At 60.5% G+C, this 21,468-nt stretch carries 17 protein-coding genes; 9 read left to right on the top strand and 8 right to left on the bottom strand.

Features of this window, described 5'->3' with window-relative positions:
• Positions 1-10: 10 nt before the first annotated feature.
• Complete coding sequence (locus EOC94_RS16345; protein WP_126106524.1) at positions 11-1,333, bottom strand: aspartate aminotransferase family protein; 1,323 nt, start codon at positions 1,331-1,333, stop codon at positions 11-13.
• Between the two features lie 111 nt (positions 1,334-1,444).
• On the opposite strand from EOC94_RS16345, the gene EOC94_RS16340 reads away from it, so the two are divergent.
• The 7 genes from EOC94_RS16340 (at position 1,445) to EOC94_RS16310 (ending at position 10,639) form a co-directional block, all read left to right on the top strand.
• Complete coding sequence (locus EOC94_RS16340; protein WP_127291816.1) at positions 1,445-2,284, top strand: 3-keto-5-aminohexanoate cleavage protein; 840 nt, start codon at positions 1,445-1,447, stop codon at positions 2,282-2,284.
• 184 nt (positions 2,285-2,468) lie between these two features.
• Entirely contained in the window at positions 2,469-2,750 is a 282-nt protein-coding gene (locus tag EOC94_RS16335) for a hypothetical protein (protein WP_185928250.1), read from the top strand.
• A 269-nt stretch (positions 2,751-3,019) separates the two neighbouring features.
• A complete protein-coding gene (locus EOC94_RS16330) occupies positions 3,020-5,758 on the top strand; it encodes an AMP-binding protein (RefSeq protein WP_127291741.1) in 2,739 nt (912 codons plus the stop codon).
• A 14-nt stretch (positions 5,759-5,772) separates the two neighbouring features.
• Positions 5,773-6,738: an NAD(+) synthase gene (gene nadE, locus EOC94_RS16325; protein ID WP_127291739.1), complete on the top strand. Its 966-nt coding sequence runs from the start codon at positions 5,773-5,775 to the stop codon at positions 6,736-6,738.
• Positions 6,739-6,741: 3 nt separating this feature from the next.
• Positions 6,742-8,763: an asparagine synthase (glutamine-hydrolyzing) gene (asnB, locus tag EOC94_RS16320; RefSeq protein WP_127291736.1), complete on the top strand. Its 2,022-nt coding sequence runs from the start codon at positions 6,742-6,744 to the stop codon at positions 8,761-8,763.
• Positions 8,760-10,316 (top strand): AMP-binding protein, encoded by a 1,557-nt coding sequence (locus EOC94_RS16315; protein WP_185928249.1) that lies wholly within the window; start codon positions 8,760-8,762, stop codon positions 10,314-10,316. Before asnB ends, EOC94_RS16315 begins: the two co-directional genes overlap by 4 nt.
• A gap of 56 nt (positions 10,317-10,372) precedes the next feature.
• Positions 10,373-10,639, top strand: a complete 267-nt coding sequence (locus EOC94_RS16310) for an acyl carrier protein (RefSeq protein WP_095485198.1) — start codon at positions 10,373-10,375, stop codon at positions 10,637-10,639.
• Positions 10,640-10,714: 75 nt separating this feature from the next.
• Here the strand turns inward: EOC94_RS16310 and EOC94_RS16305 are convergent, their stop codons facing one another.
• Positions 10,715-11,407, bottom strand: coding sequence for a class I SAM-dependent methyltransferase (locus EOC94_RS16305; protein WP_126106520.1), 693 nt, complete (start codon positions 11,405-11,407; stop codon positions 10,715-10,717).
• Positions 11,408-11,837: 430 nt separating this feature from the next.
• Here EOC94_RS16305 and EOC94_RS16300 point away from each other — a divergent pair, with 430 nt between their 5' ends.
• Both EOC94_RS16300 and EOC94_RS16295 read left to right on the top strand, forming a co-directional pair.
• Positions 11,838-13,580 (top strand): type I secretion system permease/ATPase, encoded by a 1,743-nt coding sequence (locus EOC94_RS16300; RefSeq protein WP_164759032.1) that lies wholly within the window; start codon positions 11,838-11,840, stop codon positions 13,578-13,580.
• Positions 13,581-13,800: 220 nt separating this feature from the next.
• On the top strand, positions 13,801-15,108 hold the full coding sequence (locus tag EOC94_RS16295) for an HlyD family type I secretion periplasmic adaptor subunit (RefSeq protein ID WP_348627383.1): 1,308 nt from the start codon (positions 13,801-13,803) through the stop codon (positions 15,106-15,108).
• Between the two features lie 141 nt (positions 15,109-15,249).
• Here EOC94_RS16295 and EOC94_RS16290 read toward each other — a convergent pair whose 3' ends face one another.
• From EOC94_RS16290 to EOC94_RS16265, 6 genes are all read right to left on the bottom strand, one after another.
• Positions 15,250-16,512, bottom strand: coding sequence for a polysaccharide biosynthesis/export family protein (locus EOC94_RS16290; RefSeq protein WP_095485201.1), 1,263 nt, complete (start codon positions 16,510-16,512; stop codon positions 15,250-15,252).
• Positions 16,499-17,776 carry a hypothetical protein gene (locus EOC94_RS16285; RefSeq protein WP_126106517.1) on the bottom strand — a complete coding sequence of 426 codons (1,278 nt, stop codon included), beginning with the start codon at positions 17,774-17,776 and terminating at the stop codon, positions 16,499-16,501. The genes EOC94_RS16290 and EOC94_RS16285 overlap by 14 nt, the downstream gene beginning before the upstream one ends.
• On the bottom strand, positions 17,773-18,777 hold the full coding sequence (locus EOC94_RS16280; protein WP_126106516.1) for an SDR family NAD(P)-dependent oxidoreductase: 1,005 nt from the start codon (positions 18,775-18,777) through the stop codon (positions 17,773-17,775). Before EOC94_RS16280 ends, EOC94_RS16285 begins: the two co-directional genes overlap by 4 nt.
• 74 nt (positions 18,778-18,851) lie before the next feature.
• Positions 18,852-19,475 carry a sugar transferase gene (locus EOC94_RS16275; protein WP_245458027.1) on the bottom strand — a complete coding sequence of 208 codons (624 nt, stop codon included), beginning with the start codon at positions 19,473-19,475 and terminating at the stop codon, positions 18,852-18,854.
• Between the two features lie 68 nt (positions 19,476-19,543).
• Positions 19,544-20,680 (bottom strand): DegT/DnrJ/EryC1/StrS family aminotransferase, encoded by a 1,137-nt coding sequence (locus EOC94_RS16270; protein WP_095485554.1) that lies wholly within the window; start codon positions 20,678-20,680, stop codon positions 19,544-19,546.
• A 47-nt stretch (positions 20,681-20,727) separates the two neighbouring features.
• On the bottom strand, positions 20,728-21,450 hold the full coding sequence (locus EOC94_RS16265) for a sugar phosphate nucleotidyltransferase (protein WP_095485205.1): 723 nt from the start codon (positions 21,448-21,450) through the stop codon (positions 20,728-20,730).
• Between the last annotated feature and the right edge of the window lie 18 nt (positions 21,451-21,468).

Genomic DNA, 21,468 nt, shown 5'->3' with positions numbered 1-21,468 from the left:
AGCGCTGGCGCTATGCCAACGCAGCGTCTATCGCGTCGCCGAGCCGTTCGACAACCGCGTCGATTGCTGCGGCGTCTATGATGAAGGGCGGCGCAAGCAGCACATGATCGCCGCGCAGGCCGTCGATCGTGCCTCCCGCGGGATAGACGAGCAGGCCGCGCGCCATCGCCTCGCGCTTGACGCGAGCATTTAATTTGCGGTTCGGATCGAACGGCTCCTTCGACGAACGGTCTTCGACCAGCTCAAGCCCCATGAAGAGGCCACGGCCGCGGATGTCGCCGACGTGGGCGTGGTTGGAAAAACGCTCGCCGAGGCGCCGGGCGAGATCGGCGCCCATCGCCTTGACGTTGTCGAGCAACCTGTCCCGCTCGATGACTTCCTGGACGGCAAGCGCTGCCGCGCACGCCATCGGGTGGCACATATAGGTGTGGCCGTGCTGGAAGAAGCCGGAGCCTTCGGCGAAAGCCTCGAAGATGCGGCGCGCAAGCAGCACCGCACCAATGGGCTGGTAGCCTCCGCCGAGGCCTTTGGCGACTGTCATCAGGTCGGGCGCAACGCCATCTTGTTCGCAGGCGTGCAGCGTGCCGGTGCGGCCCATGCCGCACATCACCTCGTCGAGGATGAGGAGCACTCCGTAGCGGTCACAGATTTCGCGGATGCGTCTGAAATAGCCGGGAACGGCGGGCACCGCCCCTGCTGTCGCGCCAACGACAGGTTCTGCCACGAAGGCCATGACAGTGTCCGGACCGAGTTCGAGAATTTTGTCCTCTAGCGCCTGGGCAGCACGTAGGCCGTAGGCCTCCTCGCTCTCACCGGCTTTCTGGTAGCGGTAGGCATAGCATGGGTCGATATGATGCGTGTCGATCAGCAACGGGCGGAATTGGGCGCGGCGCCACTCATTGCCCCCGGCAGCGAGGGCGCCAAGCGTGTTGCCGTGATAGCTCTGACGGCGGGCGATGACGTTTCGCCGCTCGGGCCTGCCAGTCTCGACGAAAAACTGCCGTGCCATCTTGAGCGCCGCCTCCACCGCCTCGGAGCCGCCAGACACGAAATAGACGTGGCTTATGCCTTGCGGCGCGCCGGCGACGAGTTTGTCGGCCAATGCCTCGGCCGGCTCATTGGTGAAGAAGCTGGTATGGGCATAAGCGAGCTTGTCGGCCTGTGCGTGAAGCGCAGCCGTCACGTCGGGATGGCCGTGGCCGAGGCAGGAAACCGCCGCGCCGCCCGACGCGTCGATATAGGCGCGGCCATCGCGGTCGAAGAGTTCGATACCCTTGCCGCCAGCCGCGACGGGCAGGGTCGCATGGATCTGGCGATGCAGGATGTGTGTCATGCTTTCCTCGATTGACGGTGGCACGATTTGGAGCGAACTATCATGCAACATATGTTACAGAGCGTGCAATGGTGAAACAATTGGACTGCATCTATGACTGTCGATAGGGGCATGACTGGCCCCGGACTCATAGCGCCCACTGCGATCGCCGTTGCGCCGAATGGTGGACGGCGTGGCAAGAGAGACCACCCTGCCCTGCCGATCGGCCCCCGGGAATTGGCTCGGACCGCCGCCGCCTGCCTCGAGGCGGGCGCCGCCATGATTCATACCCATGTCCGCGATCGCGACGGCGGCCATTTGCTCGACGCGCACGCCTATCGCGAGACGACGAAAGCGATACATGATGCGGTGGGCGAGCGGTTGATCATCCAGATCACCAGCGAAGCGGTCGGCCAATACCAACCGGCCGAGCAGATGGCGGTGGTGCGCGCTACTCGCCCCGAGGCGGTTTCGCTGGCGCTGCGCGAGCTGGTGCCAGACGCCGCCCATGAGACCGCTTTCGCGGAGTTCCTACGGTGGTTGAAGAGCGAGCGGATCGCCCCTCAGATGATCCTCTACGCGCCCGAAGAGGCGGCGGCCCTGGCCGCCATGCAGCAGCGCGGACTGGTGCCTTTCGACGACATCCCTGTGCTCTATGTGCTCGGCCGCTACACGCCAGGACAGGTTTCGCGGCCGACTGACCTGCTTCCCTTCCTTGCGCATGATCGTCCGCGCTTTGCGCACTGGATGGTCTGCGCCTTCGGTCGGGAAGAAACCGCCTGCGTTACGGCCGGTGCGCTGCTGGGCGGCCATGTCCGCGTCGGCTTCGAGAACAATTTTACTCTCGCCGACGGCACAACCGCCAGGGACAATGCCGCGCTCGTAACCGCAACCAAATGCGCTCTGACCGCTTGCGGCGTCCGGGCCGCCCAAGCCGACGACCTGCGCGCCGCCTGGTCGATCCAACGCTAGCTTTGCTCAGGTTTACGGTCGTGCGCGCTCCGCAGACAGATTTTGAGGCGGTTTGAAGAACCGAGTTCTCGGAGCGGCCCGGCTGCGGCCTCGACGGTTCGTCACACTTGTCAAAAATCTCTCTGCTACGCTGCAACCGAACTGTCTGGCCGACGTTAAGGTTGTGGTGGCTGGGGAGACCTGCATGCAGACGTACCTCGTCGAACAAATGGAGGGCGATGACGTGATCTCGGTGCGTATCGTCAACGCGCCGAGCCCTTTTAAAGCCGCCGCCATGTCGACAAATCGACATGTTACCCTGCGAACGTGGGAAAAGGATTGGATCCGAGTAACCGACGAGAATCGGGGCCATATCTTTGCATACTGCTTTGTCTCCGACGGAGACTCCGACACCGGCGGGCATGGCCCGAGAAAAGCACCGAATAAATCAAGAAAAGCCCAAAAAGCTGACCAGAGAGCCGAGTAAGCGCAAACCACTGGTCTTTTTGCTCCTCGCTATAGCGCGCAGATTTACCGATATCGCCAGAACCGTGAACACCACGGAGCCAATACCGGTTGCGCAGGTCGGTACGCCAGGCGCGTCCCTTCCGTCGATATGACGCGTCCGCCGCATGGAATGACAGCCAAAGGGCGCAAACGCGGCCATTTGGCGAAGATCGCGGCTTCATCAGAATGATCGATGAAAAGATTTCGGCCGGGGGCGATAAGTGACCTTAATCTTAGCGTGGGCAGCTCATGTCTCCGGCATATTTGGGATCAGAAAAGGCGCGTCTGGATCTACGGGCGGATTGTCAGCCAGTGGACACCCGTAAATGGTCAAACGTCCCGGAATACGCACTTGATCAGGGCGGTCCTGTACTGCACCCTTATCAACGGATGGGCGCCGATTTTGCGAATGTTGCCGTCTTCGACCACCTGAGAAGCATCACCAGCCAATATCCCGACAAGCTCGCGATCAGCGACGGCACCACCCGTTTGACGTATTCCCAGCTTTTCCAGGCCGTCGAGATGCTGTCCCACCGAATTGCGGCCGTCGTTCCCAACGGGCAGGCGATCGGGATCCTTCAGGCCAACTCGGCCTGGTATCCTGTGGCCATGCTGGCGAGCATGGCGATTGGGCGGCCTTCGGTGCCACTCAACGCGAGAGACCCCGACACGCGAACCAATGACATTGTCGTTGCGGCGCGGCTTTCAGCGGTTATAGGCGACGGCAATGGTCGCGCTGTCGGTTTGGCTCACGATGTCCACTGGATCGATGCGACCGCCAGCATCCCGCCGCAAGTCCAGCCGATACCCCAGTCCTGTTCCGTCTCGGTCGACGCGCCCGCGATCGTGCTCTACACTTCAGGCAGCACCGGCCATCCCAAAGGCATCGTCAACAGCCAGCGCAGCCTGCTTTTGCGGGTCCAGCAATATGTCGACGCATGCCACATCAATTCGGACGATGTTTTCCTGCCCTTGACCGGGCCAGCCACGATCGCCGGCTGCCGGGAGGTTCTCGCCGCCCTTCTCACCGGTGCGACCTTGCATCTCGTCGAGGTGGGCGTCGTTGGCTTGCGCGCGGTCCGGCGCCTAGTGGAATCCGAAGGCGTGACCGTCACCTATCTGGTGCCGGCGTTGCTTCGCGCACTCATGGCAGACAAACCAGCTGACGCCTTCCGCTCGCTCAGAGTGGCCCGGATCGGCGGGGAGAAGGTGTCATGGGCCGATATCGCCCTGCTGCGCAAAGCCGTGTCGAGCACTTGCCTGATCCAGATCGGTTACTCGTCAACCGAGACCACCGGCTCGCAATGGTTCTTGCCGCAAGACTGGCCGGAGGAAGGCGCCTCGGTCCCGGTTGGCTGGCTGCTCCCAGGAATCACGTTCGCGATTGTCGACGAAAAGGGACGCCGCGTTCAGCCGGGTAAGATCGGAGAGCTTATGATAAGAGGCCCGTATGTCCTGCTTGGCCATTGGGAGAACGGCGCCGTCGTGCCGGCGGAATCGGATCCGGATGACCCGGATCTTCGGATCTTCGCGACGGGTGACCTCGTCCAACTTGACAGTCATGGCTTGCTGCGGATCGTCGGCCGCAAGGGGCGCCAGGTAAAGATCAATGGTCGACGCATCGAGCCTGCCGAGCTCGAGCGGGTGTTGCGTTGCGCGTCTTCCGTGGAGGATGCCGTGGCAATCGTGACCGCGGCAAATGAGCTTGTCGCATTCGCCGTTCCTCAGCGCCCGCCGGGCGCGGCCTTTTCGGACGAGCTTCGCCAGCTAGTCAGAACGAAGCTGCCGCCGCCCCTGCGTCCCGTGCGACTGCACACGATAGATGCGATTCCGCGCCTGCCGAGTGGGAAGGCCGATATGGCGACGCTTGCGGAAATGGATATTTCAGCCAGGAAGACCGCGCTGGCCCCGCAGCCCCCCGATGCAGGAAGCGAACTGAACGTCCATCGGATAGTGCAGCATGCATGGAATAACACCCTCAACACGCGCGTCGCTGCAGGACGCTGGGATGACGCAGGTGGAGATTCGCTGAAGCTGCTGCAATGCGTCATGGAAATAGAAAGTGCCATCGGGCAGGAACTCGGTCTCCAGGGCTTCACGGTCGGGATGAGCGTGGACGAAATGGTCAAGGCGGTCGTGTCGGCACAGGCAGGCGACCTGCACGCGCGCGCGCAGAAGTACGATCCTCCTATTCTTTTTCTGCTCCCGGGATCCGTTGGCTATGGCCCGAGCTTTGCTGCCTTTGCATCCTCGATGAGCAAGGTCGCACGAGTGACCCCCATCAAGTACCCTACGCTGGCTATGATATTGCGCGGACAAAACACCGTCGCCGACATGGCCGACTCCGCGGTCGAGCAGATCTGCCGCGCCCAGCCCACGGGCCATGTGCGCCTTCTCGGCCATTCGCTCGGCGGCGCCGTCGCGTTCGAGGTTGCGGAACGTTTGCTGGCCGCGGGGCGAACTGTGAAGTTCCTGGGAATCCTCGACACGAGCCTCCTCGGCGAGCGCAGCACCTATTGGGAGATGGTTACCCGCACATTCGATCGGATCCGCACCAACCGCGTAACCGCTGACCGGATGGCGTGCCGCTTCCTTGCAAAGATCGCTGTCAAAACTGGCTTCGAGGCGCAGCTCGCCCGCATCCTCGATCGCTACGCCCGGGATGAGTTCAACGCGACGAGCTTCAGAACCAAACTGGAACTGCAGGGGCAGTTGCGGGGACGAGCCTTCTACCGATGGTTGGCGATACCCAGACGGACGCTGCCGATCACCGCAACCCTCTTCCGCTGCGCTCGGCCCAAAATGCCTCTGGCCATAGGGTGGGATGGCGCTTTCGCGCATCTGGATGTGATTCCGGTCGTTGGCAGTCACTTCGATATGATCACAGAGCCCCATCTCGTCATCAACCGCCCGCTCATCGAGAAGGCGGTGGAGCAAACCTATTCTTCAACCGAGGTTCGCAATCGGGAGTACAGACCATCGACGTGATTTCAGAATTCAGCATGGGCACGCTGGTGCTCGATGCTCGCATGGAAGTCGATCGCATCGTCCAAATCCTGCGCGAGCAGGTTTTTGGCACGCTGCGGCGTCGTGGCGTGGTTGTCGGCCTCTCCGGGGGTATCGACAGCTCCGTTGTCGCATCCTTATGCGCACGAGCGTTCGGGAAAGACAAAGTCCTGGGGATATTTATGCCGGAGCGCCATTCCTCCGGCGATTCGCTAAGGCTTGGCCGCAGCGTCGCAGCCCAGCTCGGCATCGATACGATCCTGGAAGACATAGCACCGGCCCTTGAGGCCGTCGGCGCCTATCGTCGACAGATCGAAGCGATCCAGACCGTCGTTCCCCAATATGGCGACGGCTGGAAATGCAAGCTGGTGCTCGCGTCGGTTCTCGAGAGCAACGGTCTCAACATCACGCGCCTCACGGTTCAGGACCCCGAGGGCAAGACAGATACGGTGCGTCTGTCGCCGGCGGCCTATCTGCAGATCGTCGCTGCAACCAACTACAAGCAACGCCTGCGCAAAATGACCGAGTACTACCATGCGGACCGCCTCAACTATGCTGTGGCAGGTACGCCAAACCGCCTGGAGCATGACCAAGGCTTTTTCGTCAAGCAAGGCGACGGGATTGCCGATCTGATGCCGATCGTCCACCTCTACAAGACCCAGGTCTACCAGCTGGCAGAATACCTTGGGGTGGATGAAGAGATCCGGCGGCGGCCGCCAACCACCGACACCTTCTCCATGGCACAGAGTCAGGAGGAATTCTATTTCGCCCTGCCTTATCGTCTGATGGATCTGTGCCTCTACGGTTTGAACCACGGAATTTCTGCCGATGAGGTCGCGGCAGCTGCCGGCCTTACCGCGGCCCAGGTCGAGAAAGTGTTCAAGGACATCGACAGCAAACGGCGTGCCGCACGCTATCTTCACGCACGGCCTTTGCTATCCGCTGCAGTGGGCGAGGACTAGCCGATGTGCGGTATCGCCGGAATCGTGTCGCTGAGCGGCGCCGCGGCGCCCCCTTCGCGCGAAGCGCTGATGCGCATGGTGGGCGCGCTCGCGCATCGCGGTCCGGACGAACGCGGCCTCTACCGCGACAAACGCGCGGGTTTGGCGCATGCCCGACTGTCTGTCGTCGATCTTTCCAGCGGCCAGCAGCCGCTCGCCGACACAGGCGACACGATTTGGATCGTCTTCAACGGCGAGATCTTCAACTACATCGAGCTGCGTGAAAAGTTGATCGCCCTCGGCCACCGCTTTCGCACCCATAGCGACACGGAGGTCATCGTCCATGCCTATCGCGCGTGGGGTGAGGCCGCCTTCGCGCGGATGAATGGGCAATGGGCGGTTGCAATCTGGGACTCCGTGGCAGGTCGTCTCGTGTTGTCGCGCGATCGGTTTGGCATCTGCCCCTTGCATTTCTGCGAGCATGGGGGCCGCGTTTACTTTGCCAGCGAAGTGAAAGCCATTTTCGCGGCCGACGTTGATATACCCCGTGCCTTCGATCCAGCCGGCATCGACCAGACTTTCACACTCTGGACAGTCGTGCCGCCGCAAGGCGTATTTGAGGGGATCAGCGAACTCACCCCGGGGCATGTCCGCATTTACGACAGGGACACCGTTCGCGAGCGGGCTTTCTGGAAGCCTTGCTACCCCGAAATTTCCGATCCTCGCCGTGACGAATTCACCGGCTCACTCAACGACGCGGTGGACGAGGTGCGCGGCGCCCTTGAGGCGGCGACGGCGCTCAGGATCGTGCAGGCCGACGTGCCGGTCGGCTGCTATCTGTCGGGCGGGCTCGACAGCTCGCTGGTCGCCGCGCTGGGAAGGCGCTACGCCGGCGAACGGTTCCAAACCTTCTCCCTGCGTTTTGCCGACGCCGAGTATGACGAGACCCGCTTCCAGCGCCTGGTCGCCGGCGCGACCGGGAGCGAGCACCATGAGGTGGTGGTTTCGCGCAGCGACATCGCTGAGGTCTTTCCTGAGGTGATCTACCACACCGAACGTCCAATCCTGAGGACCGCGCCTGCGCCGCTGTTCCTGCTCTCGAGGCTGGTGCGAGAACACGGCATCAAGGTCGTGCTGACCGGCGAAGGAGCCGACGAAATGTTCGCCGGCTACGACCTGTTCCGCGAAGGTAAGGTCCGCCGTTTCTGGGGACGCCAGCCCGCATCGACGCGACGCTCACGGCTGCTGGAGCGCCTGTATCCCTATCTCAGCCGCTCGCCAGTGCATCAGCAAGCAATGGCGCGCCAGTTCTTCGGGCGCGATATACAGGCCTATGACACGCCCGGCTTTGCGCATGACACACGCTGGCGCACCACCAGCGCCATCAAGCGATTGTTCTCCGCCGACATGCGCGCCGAGTCCGAGCGCCGCAATGCCGTGCCCGAGCTGATCGCCCGCCTGCCCGCGGAGTTTTCGCGATGGGGCTCTCTCGCGCAGGACCAGTATATCGAGATCCAGACGCTGATGTCGGGATACCTGCTTTCCTCGCAAGGGGACAGGATGCTCATGGCCCACTCCGTCGAGGGGCGCTTCCCGTTCCTGGACGATGAACTTGTGACGCTGGCGAATTCGCTTCCTGCTGACTACAAGCTGCGCGTCCTCGACGAAAAGCACGTGTTGAAGCGGGTGGCGGAACCGATCGTGCCGCCGGAAATCGTGGCCCGCAAGAAGCAGCCTTACCGGGCGCCCAATGCGCTTTGCTTCGTCGCCGATGATGCTCCGGCCTATGTCCGCGAAGCGCTTTCGGAGACGGCGCTGCGCGAGGCGAACGTTTTCGATCCGAAGTCGGTCACGCGGCTGCTGGACAAGTGTCGAGCCAGGGCGGGCGACGGCGATCTCTCCAACTCCGACAACATGGCGCTGGTCGGCGTGCTGTCGACCCAGCTCCTTCACCAGCAGTTTGTCGTAAGCCGTCCCGGTGGAGCTCGCAGGGTCGACCTCACCGTCGACGTTGACCGCGAGCATCGCGAAGAGGTGCTGGCATGATGCATGGCGCCGTGCCTCTGCTGCATGACTACCTCACCCACGCCGCCAGCCGGGTCGGTGAGAAGGTGGCGCTGGTGTGCGGCGGACAACGTGTTACCTATGGCGATCTCGAAGCGCGCTCCAACGCGATCGCCCAACATCTGGCCGCGGCTGGGGTCGCACGTGGCGATCGCGTGATGATCTTCGCCGACAACACCGTCGAGACAGTCATCGCCTTTTGGGCGGTGCTCAAGGCGAATGCCGTTGTGTGCATCGTCAACCCGCTCACCAAAAGCGACAAGCTTGATTATCTGCTCAACGATTGCCGACCGACGGCACTGATAACGGACAGGCACCTGCACTCGATCTTCAGCGAACCGGCACGCAACTGCCCGTCATTGCGCCGGGTGATCGTCTCCGGTCCGATTGTCGACGCCGAGCTAACAGGATTGCCGCATGCCGTGCGCTGGGACACTGCGGTCGCCGCCGGCGGCAGCGCACCGCCGGCGCGCCGATGCATCGATATAGATCTCGCTGCCATCATCTACACGTCGGGGTCGACAGGTGAACCCAAGGGCGTGATGCTGACGCACAGGAACATGACAGCCGCATGCACTTCGATCGCTTCATACCTGGAGCTCTGCGAAGACGAGGTGATCCTCAACGTCCTGCCTCTCGCCTTCGATTACGGCCTGTACCAGATGATCATGGCGTTTCGCACCGGCGCCAGGTTGGTGCTTGAACGCTCGTTTGCTTTCCCGGCGCAGATCCTCGGGTTGATCAAGGAAGAGAGGGTGACAGGTTTTCCCGGCGTGCCGACCATCTTCGCCGCGCTCTCGGACCTCAAGTCACTAAAAGATCATGATTTTTCGAGCATTCGCTATGTAACGAACACTGCGGCCGCCCTGCCGCTCAAGCACATTCTCATGCTGCAGGACCTGTTTCCGGATGCGCGCATCTATTCGATGTATGGCCTCACCGAATGCAAGCGCTGCACCTATCTGCCGCCGGAAGACCTTGAGCGAAAGCCATTGAGCGTCGGGGTCGCCATTCCGAACACGGAAATGTGGATTGTCGACGAGCATGACAGGCCGGTCGGCCCTGATGTCGTTGGCCAACTCGTCATCCGCGGAGCGACGGTGATGAAGGGCTATTGGGGCAAGCCGGAAGCCACGGCCAGAAAACTCAAACCCGGCCCGTTGCCGGGCGAGCAGGTCTTGTACACCGGCGACTACTGCCGGATGGACGCGGAGGGATACCTCTACTTCATCGGTCGCGGCGACGAGATCATAAAATCGCGAGGAGAGAAAGTGGCGCCGAAGGAGGTGGAAAACGCGCTGTTGGATATTGCCGGTGTACGGGAAGCCGCGGTCATCGGCGTTCCGGACGAGCTTCTCGGGCAAGCGGTCAAGGCGTTTGTCGTGATGGAGCAAGGAAGAAACATCGACGAAAGGCAGTTGCAGAAAGAATGTCAGAGACGGTTGGAGAACTTCATGGTTCCGAAGTCCATCGTGATCGTACCCAGCCTACCGATGACAGACACGGGCAAACTCAAAAAAACGGCCCTGTCATGAGGCGGTTTCTGGATGAAATTGATCAGCATTCATCTTTTGTATCGGAGGAGAATTCAATGTTGTCTACCAAGGATAGGGCCGAAACCTGCAGGGATCAGATTCGCGCTTTCCTGGCGTCGAATTTCTACATTGCCGACGCGGATGCTCTGGAGAGCGACACGTCCCTTCTCGATCAAGGCATCGTCGACTCGACAGGGGTACTCGAGGTTATCGGCTTTATCGAGGAGACCTTCGGCATCACCGTCGAAGACAGCGAGCTCCTGCCGGAGAACCTCGATTCCATTCAAGGAATTGCGCAGTACGTTCTCCGCAAGAAAAACTGATTGCCGACATCTTGCGCAGCGCTGTTCTGCGCTCCGCCGACAGCGCAACCGAGCCTGCCGCAGTTGCGGCTTGGCTCACGCTTGCGGCGTGGTATGTCCCACAACCACCCTGCCCTCGCCGGCTTCGTTCGTGACCGCACGGATGGTTTCGTAGGCCTTGGAACGCTCCAGCAGGCTCATGACCTGCCGGTCCTGGCCGAGGCCTACCTCGAAGAGCAGGATGCCTCCGCGCCGCAAGTAACGCGGCGCGTCCTTGATCACGCGCATATGGATGCTCAGGCCATAGGGGCCAGCGGCAAACGCTTCACGCGGCTCGAGCTCGGTCAGATGCGCGCGGTCGCCCTCGAGCCGCTTTTCCGAAATGTAAGGCGGGTTGCAGACGATCATGTCGATCGTGCCGTCAAGCTCCAAGCCTGAGAAGGCACTGAACAAGTCGCCCTGAAGCACTGACACGCGATCCGCCATCCCGTGATGAGCGACGTTGCGGCGCGCGACGTCGACGCATCCATCGGTGAGATCGCTTGCCCAGACACGCGCGGTGGGGGCGTAGTGCGCGATGGCGCACGCCAGATTGCCGGCCCCGCAGCACATGTCGATAACGCGCGGTGCCGGCAGGTTCATTTGACTGAGAACGTCGAGAGCGGTCGTGCCGAGCAACTCCGTCTCCGGTCGGGGAACGAGCGCACCGGGCGCGATGAGCAACTCCAGCCCCATGAAGTTGGTACGGCCTTTGCTGTAGGCATCGGCGACACTGATCTCCTCGCTCACGACAGACCCGCCTTCCTGACTTTGCCGGCGCCAGTGTCCGACAATTGCGCACCAGTTAAGTGTATCTCAAATTCATTAAATTTTCGATGGGCGAATCGAAAAACACTCATCGCCATGGGCTTTGAAGACATGATGTAACAAAGGGTGATCACGGGCTTCTCATCTGTCGCTTGGTTGGGAATATTGTCTCATCATTGGGAATATCCGGTTTCTCACCCCAGTTATCCCCAGCCTTGCAGAGCCAATTCCCGAATTCTCGGTCCAGCGTCACGATTTTGCTACATTTTAATCAAAAGGCACATACGTAAGCAAAACGTAATGTTTCAGTAGCTAACGGAAAGCAGCCGCTTCCCGCAAGGCAAGAGGGTTTACCCATCATCGACAGGACCAACACGTTCGCGCGGCAATTTCGCACGAAAGATCGCAGATCATGAAGCCAACGCAAGGGCGCTCGCCCGATCTACGTTCCGCCATGTTCGGCTCAATGCACGGATTGATTGGCGTCGGGGTTTTCTCGGCGGTGATAAACATTCTCGCCTTGACCGGCTCCGTCTACATGCTCCAGATCTACGATCGCGTGCTGCCTTCGCAGAGCATTCCCACTCTCGTCGGATTTACGATCGGGATGCTGGGCCTCTACGCGGTCTATGGACTCCTCGATTTCGTCAGGCTTCGCCTGTTGGTCCGCATCGGCAGCCGCCTGCACAGAGATCTGCAGCAAAAGGCGTTCGCTGCCTCGCTTTCCCTGCCGCTTACTGCTGGGCAGGATGCGAACCGTGTGCAGCCACTTCGTGATCTGGACCAGTTGCGCGGCTTTCTTTCCGGGCTGGGACCGACAGTCGTCTTCGACGCTCCCTGGATACCGTTTTATATGGTGGTCATCTATCTACTGCACCCTTCGCTTGGTGTGTTGGCAACCCTCGGCGCGGCTGCTGTCGTGCTTTTGACGGTCGTCGCGGAAGTCGTTGCCCGCAAACCCGCCGCGCGAGCGTCTGAAACGCTCGTGGCACAGCGGCTTCTTGCCGATTCCGGCCGCCGCAACGCGGAGGTTGTTCAGGCGATGGGCCTTTCAGCCCAGCTTGGTCGGCGCTGGAATGAGATCAGCCATCTTTACCTCAAGAACCAGGAACAGCTCTCCGATGTCGTCGGCGCAGCGAGTTCATTGTCGAAAACACTCCGCATGGCCCTGCAATCGTCCGTGCTGGGGCTTGGTGCCTACCTTGTGATCGGCGGCGAGGCTTCGCCCGGCGTTATCATCGCGTCGTCCATATTGCTGGGCCGCTCATTGGCGCCGGTCGATGTGGCGATCGCAAACTGGAGAGGGTTTCTGGCCACCCGCCGAAGCTATTCCGACCTGGCGGCAGCACTGGATGCTTTCGGCAGCCAGAAAGACCCTATGGAACTGCCGCGCCCACAGACACAGCTTGCGGTCGAGGAACTGACGGTCGCGCCACCAAGTCTGCAGAGACCAACGCTCGTCAATGTAAGCTTTCGCTTGTCGAGGGGCGCGGGGTTGGCGATCGTCGGCCCGAGCGGTTCTGGCAAGACGACGCTCGTGCGTGCTTTGGTCGGGGCATGGAAGCCGCTCCGCGGAACGGTAAGGTTGGACGGCGCCGCGCTCGATCAATGGAATTCGGAGTTGCTCGGCACTCATATCGGCTACCTGCCGCAGGACGTTGAGCTGTTCGACGGAACGATCGCAGACAACATTTCAAGATTCGGCGGCAAGGCAGACGCAAAAGGCGTGCTGGCAGCCGCCAAGGCTGCGGGCGTGGACAAGATGATCATGCGACTGCCGGAAGGTTTCCAAACGCGCATCGGTGAAGGCGGAGCGGCCCTGTCAGCTGGGCAGAGGCAGCTCGTCGGGCTCGCCAGAGCGCTTTATGGTGATCCATTCCTTGTCGTCCTCGACGAGCCAAATTCCAACCTGGATGCCGACGGCGATGTTGCCCTGGCCGGGGCAATCCTGGCGGTGCGCGAACGCGGTGGCATCGCAATCGTTGTGGCGCATCGTCCGTCGGCTCTCGTCAACATCGATCAGGTACTCGTCTTGTCGAATGGCATGCTCCATTCATTTGGCTCGCGCGAAGACGTTCTGGCAAATGTCATCCGGCCCTTCCCGCGGCCAAATACTGTCGTCCCGCTGCAGCAAGGTGCAAGCGGCCATGCGTGAGGTATTAGTGCCTAACATGACCACGTCGTCATATGCTGCGGTCGGTGGCGAAAGCCCATCGGTTGGGGCAAAGCCAGAGCCGAATGGCATCCGGACCAATCTGCTCTTGGGTCTGGCCGCATATTGTCGTTCCGCCGTGGAAAGGTGCAGGCAGGCATATGTGAGATATTGCTCTACCGGGACCGTGTCATCATATGCCGCGGTCGGTAGCGAAAGCGAACTGATCCCGACGAATCCAACCGAAGAGCCGGATGGCATCAGGGCCAATCTGCTACTGGGCCTGGCGACCACCTGCCTGTTGATCTTCGGTGGAGGGCTCTGGCTAGGGTTGACCAAGATTGCCGGTGCGGTGATTGCGCCCGCCACCGTGGTGGTCGAAAGCAACATAAAGAAAGTCCAACATCAAACCGGCGGCACTGTCGGCGGCATCTTCGCCCAGGACGGGGACCATGTGCGTGCCGGCGACGTCTTGGTCAGGCTGAACGACACGTTGACACGAGCAAACCTGCAGATAGTCAGCGAGGATCTGGATCGCGCCACCATTCGTCTGGCGCGACTGGAGGCCGAGCGGCAGGGCCTGCCGGAAATGCAACTCCCACCCAGCGTTCGGGCCCAGATGGGCGACCCGCAACTGGCGGCACTTGTCCGTGGCGAACGCGCCGTGTTCGAAAGCCGGGCGGCGGCATTGGCTGGCCAGAAGGCACAATTGCAAAGCCGCTCGAAGCAATTGGAGCGTCAGATCGATGGCCTCAAAGCACAGCAGGCGGCAATGGACGAGTCGCTGGATCTGCTGACGCAGAACCTTGCTGACGTCGAATCTCTCTACGCAAAGAAGTTGGTCTCCAAGGAGAGGCTGAGCACTGTCAGCTTGGAGAAGAGCCGGACTCGCGGCGAGTCAGGACGCCTCGTCGCGGCAATCGCGGAGGTCCAAGCTCGCATCAGTGAGACCGACCTTCAGGTGCTTCAGCTCGACGAGCAAATGCGGAGCGAGGTAACGAGCGAACTTCGCGAAACGGAAGCCAAGCAGACCGAGCTCAATGAGCGCAAGGTAGTGGCGGAAGACGAGCTCGCCAGGACAGATATCCGCGCCCCACAGACTGGAACCGTACAGGAATCCTCGATCCACACCGTCGGAGGCGTGATTGCCCCCGGGGAAGTGCTTATGATGATTGTGCCCGATACCGACAACCTGGTGGTGGATGCGCTCGTTTCTCCAGAGCGTATAGATGACGTACGTCCTGGACAGCGGGTTTCAATCCGCTTTCCGGCGTTCGATGCAGGGACGACACCTGTTTGCCAAGGCTCGGTCAACCGCATCTCTGCAGATCTGATTAAAGATCAGCAACGTCAGCTTTCGTACTTTTCGGCGCGCATCAACGTCGAAAATGCGGCGACCTGCCTGACGGAAGCGAAAATACTCAAACCCGGCATGCCGGCCGAAGTTCACATAAGCACCGACGAGCGCAATGTCTGGTCCTATCTGCTGAAACCCTTCACGGACCAAGTATCCAGAGCTTTCAGACAGTAACGCAGACGGCAATTCCGACAGGACCAAGGTACAGCCGGTTTAGAGCGGTTCATCGTTTCACGGAAACGCCGAACCGCTCTATCTCTTTGTTTTTGCGCAATTCCGGACGGAAAACGCCTTCACACTTTTCCTGGAATTGCTCTATTGGATCGCTACGCTCTCGAGACCGCTGCTGAACCTTACCTCTATCGTGTCGCCCGGTGATACCTCGGTATCTTCTCCGGCCGGCTGTTTACGCCATTCCTCACCGACCTTGCGGATGATCGTGACCTGAGCCTGAATGGTTTCGCCGGCAACTGGCAGCGGCTGGGCGGACGCCCCCGTGGGCTGCAATTTCTGGCTGGCGGCGCGAAGTCTTGCGGTGATGTCGGCAAGACGCACGTTGGTGTCCTTCAGTTCGGTCAGAAGACCAATTCTTCTCTGGTTGCCGTTGCGTTCGTGCTGTCTGACAAAATCATCCTGCTGGCGTCGCGCTCTCATGAGTTCGACCGACGTTTCGAGCGCCCGGCTGGAAGAGAGAATCACACCGCGCCGCACGTCGGCGAGCCTGTCGTTGGTCAGATTGCCTGCTTTATATACCTTCGTCACTCGCGCCAGATCGTCCTCGTCCGCCTTCACTGCATCGGCTTCGACCTGCTCGCGCTTGAGCAGGACCGCGATCTGCGCCGCAGCGTCCTTGGCGCTTTTTTCGAGGTAGCTTTGCTCCTGCTGGAAGTTGTCCAGGGAAATCTTGAGCCCTTCCGCTTCGGCCTGGGCGATTGCCGAGACGAAAGCGGCCGACAAGGGTGACCCTTGTGGTGGCTTCATGTCGAAATTCGCCTGGTTCTGAAGTTCGGCGCGCAGACGGGCGCTATGAAAGTAGTCTCTGGTGTACTCCCCCCAAGCCGATTCATAGTCGCGCCGCAAATCCACCGGATCTGGGCCAGCCTGGTTTGTCCGTGACCGCAGAAGGCTGAAACCGCCAGACACGGCAATCGCCTGCCGCACGGTCATGAGCGGTCGATAGGCCTGCTGTCCGGGAGTGAGCACGTCGCCGGTCACGTAGATCGGGCGATAGTCTGCGATGACGGCGGTGACGTCGCTCGGCTTGATGACGATCATTTGCTCTCGCCCATCAGGCAGACGCTGGTGGAATATCTTGGTTGGCAAGATCGTCTCCATCCGCGTCTGCAATTCGGCCGGAGTGAGGCCGCCGACCGAAACCATCCCGACTTCGGGAAGCGCGATCGTGCCGTCCATTTGAACCACGGCACGCTGCGTTCGTTCCGGGATAGAGGCAATTCCTATCTCGACGGTATCGCCGGCGGACAGTCGATATGCAACCCGCGTCTCCGCTGCGGTGGCCATATCGATGGCAGCCAGTATACCAAGCGCGGCAAGAAGGATTCGATTAGTGAAGACCATTGGTGACAATCTCCTTCCGGTTCAACGTCGGCTCTTCCGGCCAATCGACACGGGAGACGAAGTCGTAGACGGGACCGCCGGGCACGCCCCAGTTGCTCGACCAGACTACTTGTGAGCCGTCAGGCGACGGCGAGGCATGAGTTTCGCTTCGATAGTCTAACTGAGTGCTTCTCGTTTGTGCGATGCGTCGAATCTCACCACTGCCGTCGATGCGCAGCGCGATCACTTCCTGTGCATATGGCGCCATGTCTGGACGGGCTGACACCTCATCCGGATCGCCGCCATAGGTCAGGAACACCCAGCCGGGCCTGTCCAGCGCACGCAGGGATGCATGCATGGCTTCGCCGTATTTCATAAGTGGGGTGACCCTGCCGTCGGACAGCCTTCGCTTGATCACGTGATACTTGTCCGGATCGGACTTGCTGATGCCGACATAGACTTCGCTGCCGTCCTCATCGACTGTCATGTCGCCGTGGCCGGGCCGATGATGTTCCGTCCATTTCTGGAGCAAAGTGCCCTCGACACTGAAAATGAAGGCCTGTTGGATGCCGCTTACTATCTCCTGGAGGCATAGAATGTTGGTTCCGAGCGGAGAAATCGAGCAGGCACCATTGGTTCCGCCAAGATGCCCAAGATCGATGTCCGGGAATTTCCGCCGCTGCTTGAGATCGTAGGCAAAGACCACCGTCTCGCCATCCTCACGCACCGCGCGCACCGCTATGCGATCACCGTCACGGCTTGGATTGCCCTTGCCCGGTCCGAAATGGAAATCATGGTATTCAGTCGAAGCGAACAGGACGTCTTCGCGATTGGTCCGTGGCGCCCAGGTCGACACTTGCCGGCCCTGAACGCAGATCATCAGATCGGCGTTTTGAGGGTGCCATTCGCATTCAATAGATCGAGCGCGACGGAACAGCGGCGCGTATGTGCGCCCGTCCAAGAAACACATGCCGCCGCTACAGCCGTTGGTGATGACAAGAAGGCTCTGGTCTGAATTCCAGGCTTGAGCACTCGAATACCGGTGGGTGCAATAATTCTTCTCGCATGCAAGCCCATTACCAAGCACTCCCGGCTTGGTAATGCGCGTGAAACTGGTCCCAAACGCCGGATCCGTCGCTGGGCGCAAATAATCGGGTAGATCCATCATCACCGGCGCAGCAAATTGTGTCTGCTCGCTGCTTTGCCGGCTTCCGACCGTGGACAGACCCAACGACATGCCCGCGGCAATCAACAACGCAGCCAACACACGCGGGTGAAAAGTCATGTCATATAACCCATTTCGCGTCGTACGCGGCCTTCGCTGAGGCGCGCCTCCCACCATCCGATGGTTCGCCCCAACCCATCGCGCAGGCTGGTCTGTGCCCGCCATCCAGTCTTGCTTTCGAGGAGTGAAGAATCGGCCAGCAAGGCACGGACCTCGGAATTCTGCGGCCGCAGGCGGCTTTCGTCGCGATGGACCGGTTTTTGGGAGCCACTCAACTCGAGCACCAGATCCAACACGTCCGAGATCGTCACAGCGCGCTGGCTCCCTGCATTGTAGGCATGGCCAAATTCGAGTTCGGCCGAACCTGCGGTCAGGAACGCCGCCGCCGTGTCTTCCACAAAAGTGAGGTCGCGGATCGGGCTTGTGTCCCCGACCATGATCGCCGGGCAATTTTTGTCGAGGGCCTGCCGTATGATGGTCGGCACAATAGCCCGCTCACTCTGGCGTGGGCCGTAGGTATTGAACGGCCGCATAATCACGACGGGGACGTCGAACGACCTGGCGTAGGACTCTGCCATCATGTCCGCGCCGATCTTGGATGCCGAATATGGTGACTGGCCCTGCAGCGGGTGGGATTCGCGGATAGGCATGGTCTGTGCGGTGCCATAGACCTCGCTGGTCGAGGTGTGCACCACACGCTCTGTCTCCCATTGGCGCGCCGCTTCGAGGACGTTCACCGTGCCCAGGATGTTGGTGTCTACATAAGACTGGGCGGCCGCGTATGAATATGGAATCGCGATAAGCGCGGCGAGATGAAACACAACGGCCTGGCCGCGCACGATCCGGTTCAGGAACGCGCTGTCGCGGACGTCGCCGCGGACCAGGTTCAACTGGCTTCGAATGGTGGCCGGCAAATCATCGAGCCAACCATGACTGTCGAAGGAATTGTAGAGAGCCAGCGCCGTGACATCCGCCCCACTGCGGACGAGCGCTTCGGTGAGATGCGACCCGATGAACCCATCAGCACCCGTGACCAGAACTTTCCTACCCCTGTAGCTCATGACTAAGCGTTCCCCCTATGACGTGATGCGGCGACCTCGCAAATCCAACAGAGCGCGGCCATGCCAAACTGCTCTCACATGCCGATTGGCGGCGAGACCGGGCTGGTCGGCGGCGACGAGGCCAGGCCGAGGACCGCCAGAAAGCCGCGCGCCATCCAGATGATGTCAGAGGTGACCGTGCGCTGCGGATAATAGGCGAGGTCAAGCCTGGCCTTGGCAGGAAACAGGACCTCACGGTAGAAAAGGAGCGGATCCTCGGATCGCGGATAAAAATGGGCTTCATGCCGGAAGAGAACCTGGGCCGGACCCAACAAGCCCGGTTTGTATTTTAGAACAGCCTCAAAGCCACCGCGGAAACAATCGGCGAAGACAAGGCTCTCCGGTCGCGGTCCGACGATAGCCATCTCGCCTCTGAAGACATTCCACAGTTGCGGGAACTCGTCGAACTTGGTGAGGGCGAGAAACCGCCCCACTGTCGTCATGCGGCTGTCTCCGGCCATGGTCAGCGCCAGGCCACCGGGATCGCATCGCACGGCGAATTTGCGGAACTTGTACATGCGGAATGGCCGCCCACCGGCACCCACGCGGGTCTGCGCAAAGAAGATAGGCCGGCCGCCTTCCAGCAAGAGCGCCAGAGCGATCACCAGCATCAGCGGAGCGAACACTATGGCGGCTGCGGTAGCGATGGTGAGATCCATTGCTCGTCTCGCAAGCCCATGGGCGGCGCTTGGGACAACAGGTCGATGGATGGATAAATCCAAGGCATTCATGCTGCTGTTCCTGCTTGGGCGCAGCTGTTGACCGCAGCGGCAAGAGCGGTCGCCACTGACTCGACCACAGGCGCAGTGATCTGGGGATGAAGTGGCAGCGTGAGCTCACGCTGGGCAAAGTCCTCTGTCCGCGGCAAATGGGTGCCGGGAAAAAGCTCGCGATAGAGCGTCATCTGGTGCACCGGCGGATAGTGGATGGTCGTTTGTATTCCTTGCTTGCGCAATTCGTCGATGACGTCTTGCCTGTCAGCGTAGCGCGGCAAAAGGACAGGCATGATATGATAGGCCGACGTCCGCGGCTCGTGGAACGGGACTGTCACGGCTGGGCAGTGTTTTGCGATGAGACGCCGGTATAGCATGACCAGGATACGCCTGATCTCATTCCATTCCTGCAAATTCTGCAGCTGGACCAGTCCGATTGCAGCGCGCATTTCATCCATGCGATAGTTGAATCCGAGCATGGTGACATCATACTGCGGCGTGCGACTGTTCAGCCTCTGATGTGTCCCGGTGGTCATGCCGTGCCCACGGGCCTGGCGGATTGTCTCAAGCAGCTTGGGGTCTCGGGCAATCACAGCCCCACCTTCCGCCGTGGTCATGTTCTTGTTGCCATAGAAGCTGAAGGCCGCCGCGGCACCAAATGTACCCACTTCCTTCAAGCCGGGCGCATGCGCGGCATCCTCGATGATCTGCAGTCCTCGGGCGCGGGCGAACTTCTGCCATTCTTCCCGATTGGCGAGGTAGCCGGCGAAATGTACGAGAATGACCGCCTTAGTGCGCGCAGTGCATTTTGCTTCAGCTTCGACGATCGACATCAGCGGCACGTCGGCCGACTCGATGTCGACAAAGACCGGAGTGGCACCGACGTAGAGAACCGCGTTTGCGGTCGCCACGAAGGTCATGGACGGGACCAGCACTTCATCGCCTGGTCCGATACCGAGAGCATGTAGAATGAGATGAAGCGCCGCAGTGCAAGAACTGACCGCGACGCAATCCTGCGCACCATGCATACTGGCAAAAGCCTCTTCAAAGGCTTTCACCTGCTCTCCCATGGTCAGCCAGCCGCTATCGATGACCTTGGACAAAGCTGTCTTCTCCGGCACACCCAAAATTGGGGCACTGACCAAGAGCATCATAACCTCCTAGACTGTTAGACTGTGGGATCGGCTTCGTGATCTCGTCATGCGGCCGTGGCAGTGACCTCGATCGAGGCCGACTGGTCTTCCCAGGAAATGGCTTGCGCGTTCTGGAAATCGTCGACGCGCCCGATATCGAGCCAGAGACCATCATGCTTGTACACGTGGACGGTGGTGCCGTTCTGCATCATCTGCAGCATCAGGTCGTCAAACCCGAAGGGAATGCCAGATGGAATAAACTGCAGAACGTCTGGGTTCATGCAGTAGATTCCCATGCTGACCAGGTGCGAAAGCGTCGGCTTCTCGCGAAAGATCTGCACCCTATTGTCGACTTCATCGATGACGCCGAAGTCCATCTTGATCAGGCGGCAGGCTGTGGCGATCGTCACCGGATCGTTGTGCTTGCGGTGGGCTGCCACAAATCGACTGAGACTTAGATCCGTGAGGACATCCCCGTTGAGAACTATGAACGGCTCTGTCAGCTCATCTCTGATCAAAGAAAGCGGTCCGATGGTGCCAAGCGGCTCCATTTCTTGCGTGTATCGAATTTTCAGGTTCCACTGCGAGCCATCTCCGCACACGGTGCGGATCAAATGGCCGAGATACCCGGTTGTGATGTAGACTTCTTGGATGCCATTGCGTCGCAGCCATTTCAGAAGCATCTCGAGAACCGGCCGGGCACCAATCGGCATGAGCGGCTTCGGCAAGACCGATGTGAAGGGGCGAAGACGTGTCCCCATTCCACCACATTGAATCACTGCTTTCATCTGATCCTCCCACGTTCA

Source organism: Mesorhizobium sp. M6A.T.Ce.TU.016.01.1.1 (assembly GCF_003997065.1).
Classification (GTDB): Bacteria; Pseudomonadota; Alphaproteobacteria; order Rhizobiales; family Rhizobiaceae; genus Mesorhizobium; species Mesorhizobium mediterraneum.
The sequence above is the reverse complement of the archived record's forward strand: the minus strand, read 5'-3'. Positions and strand labels throughout refer to the sequence as shown.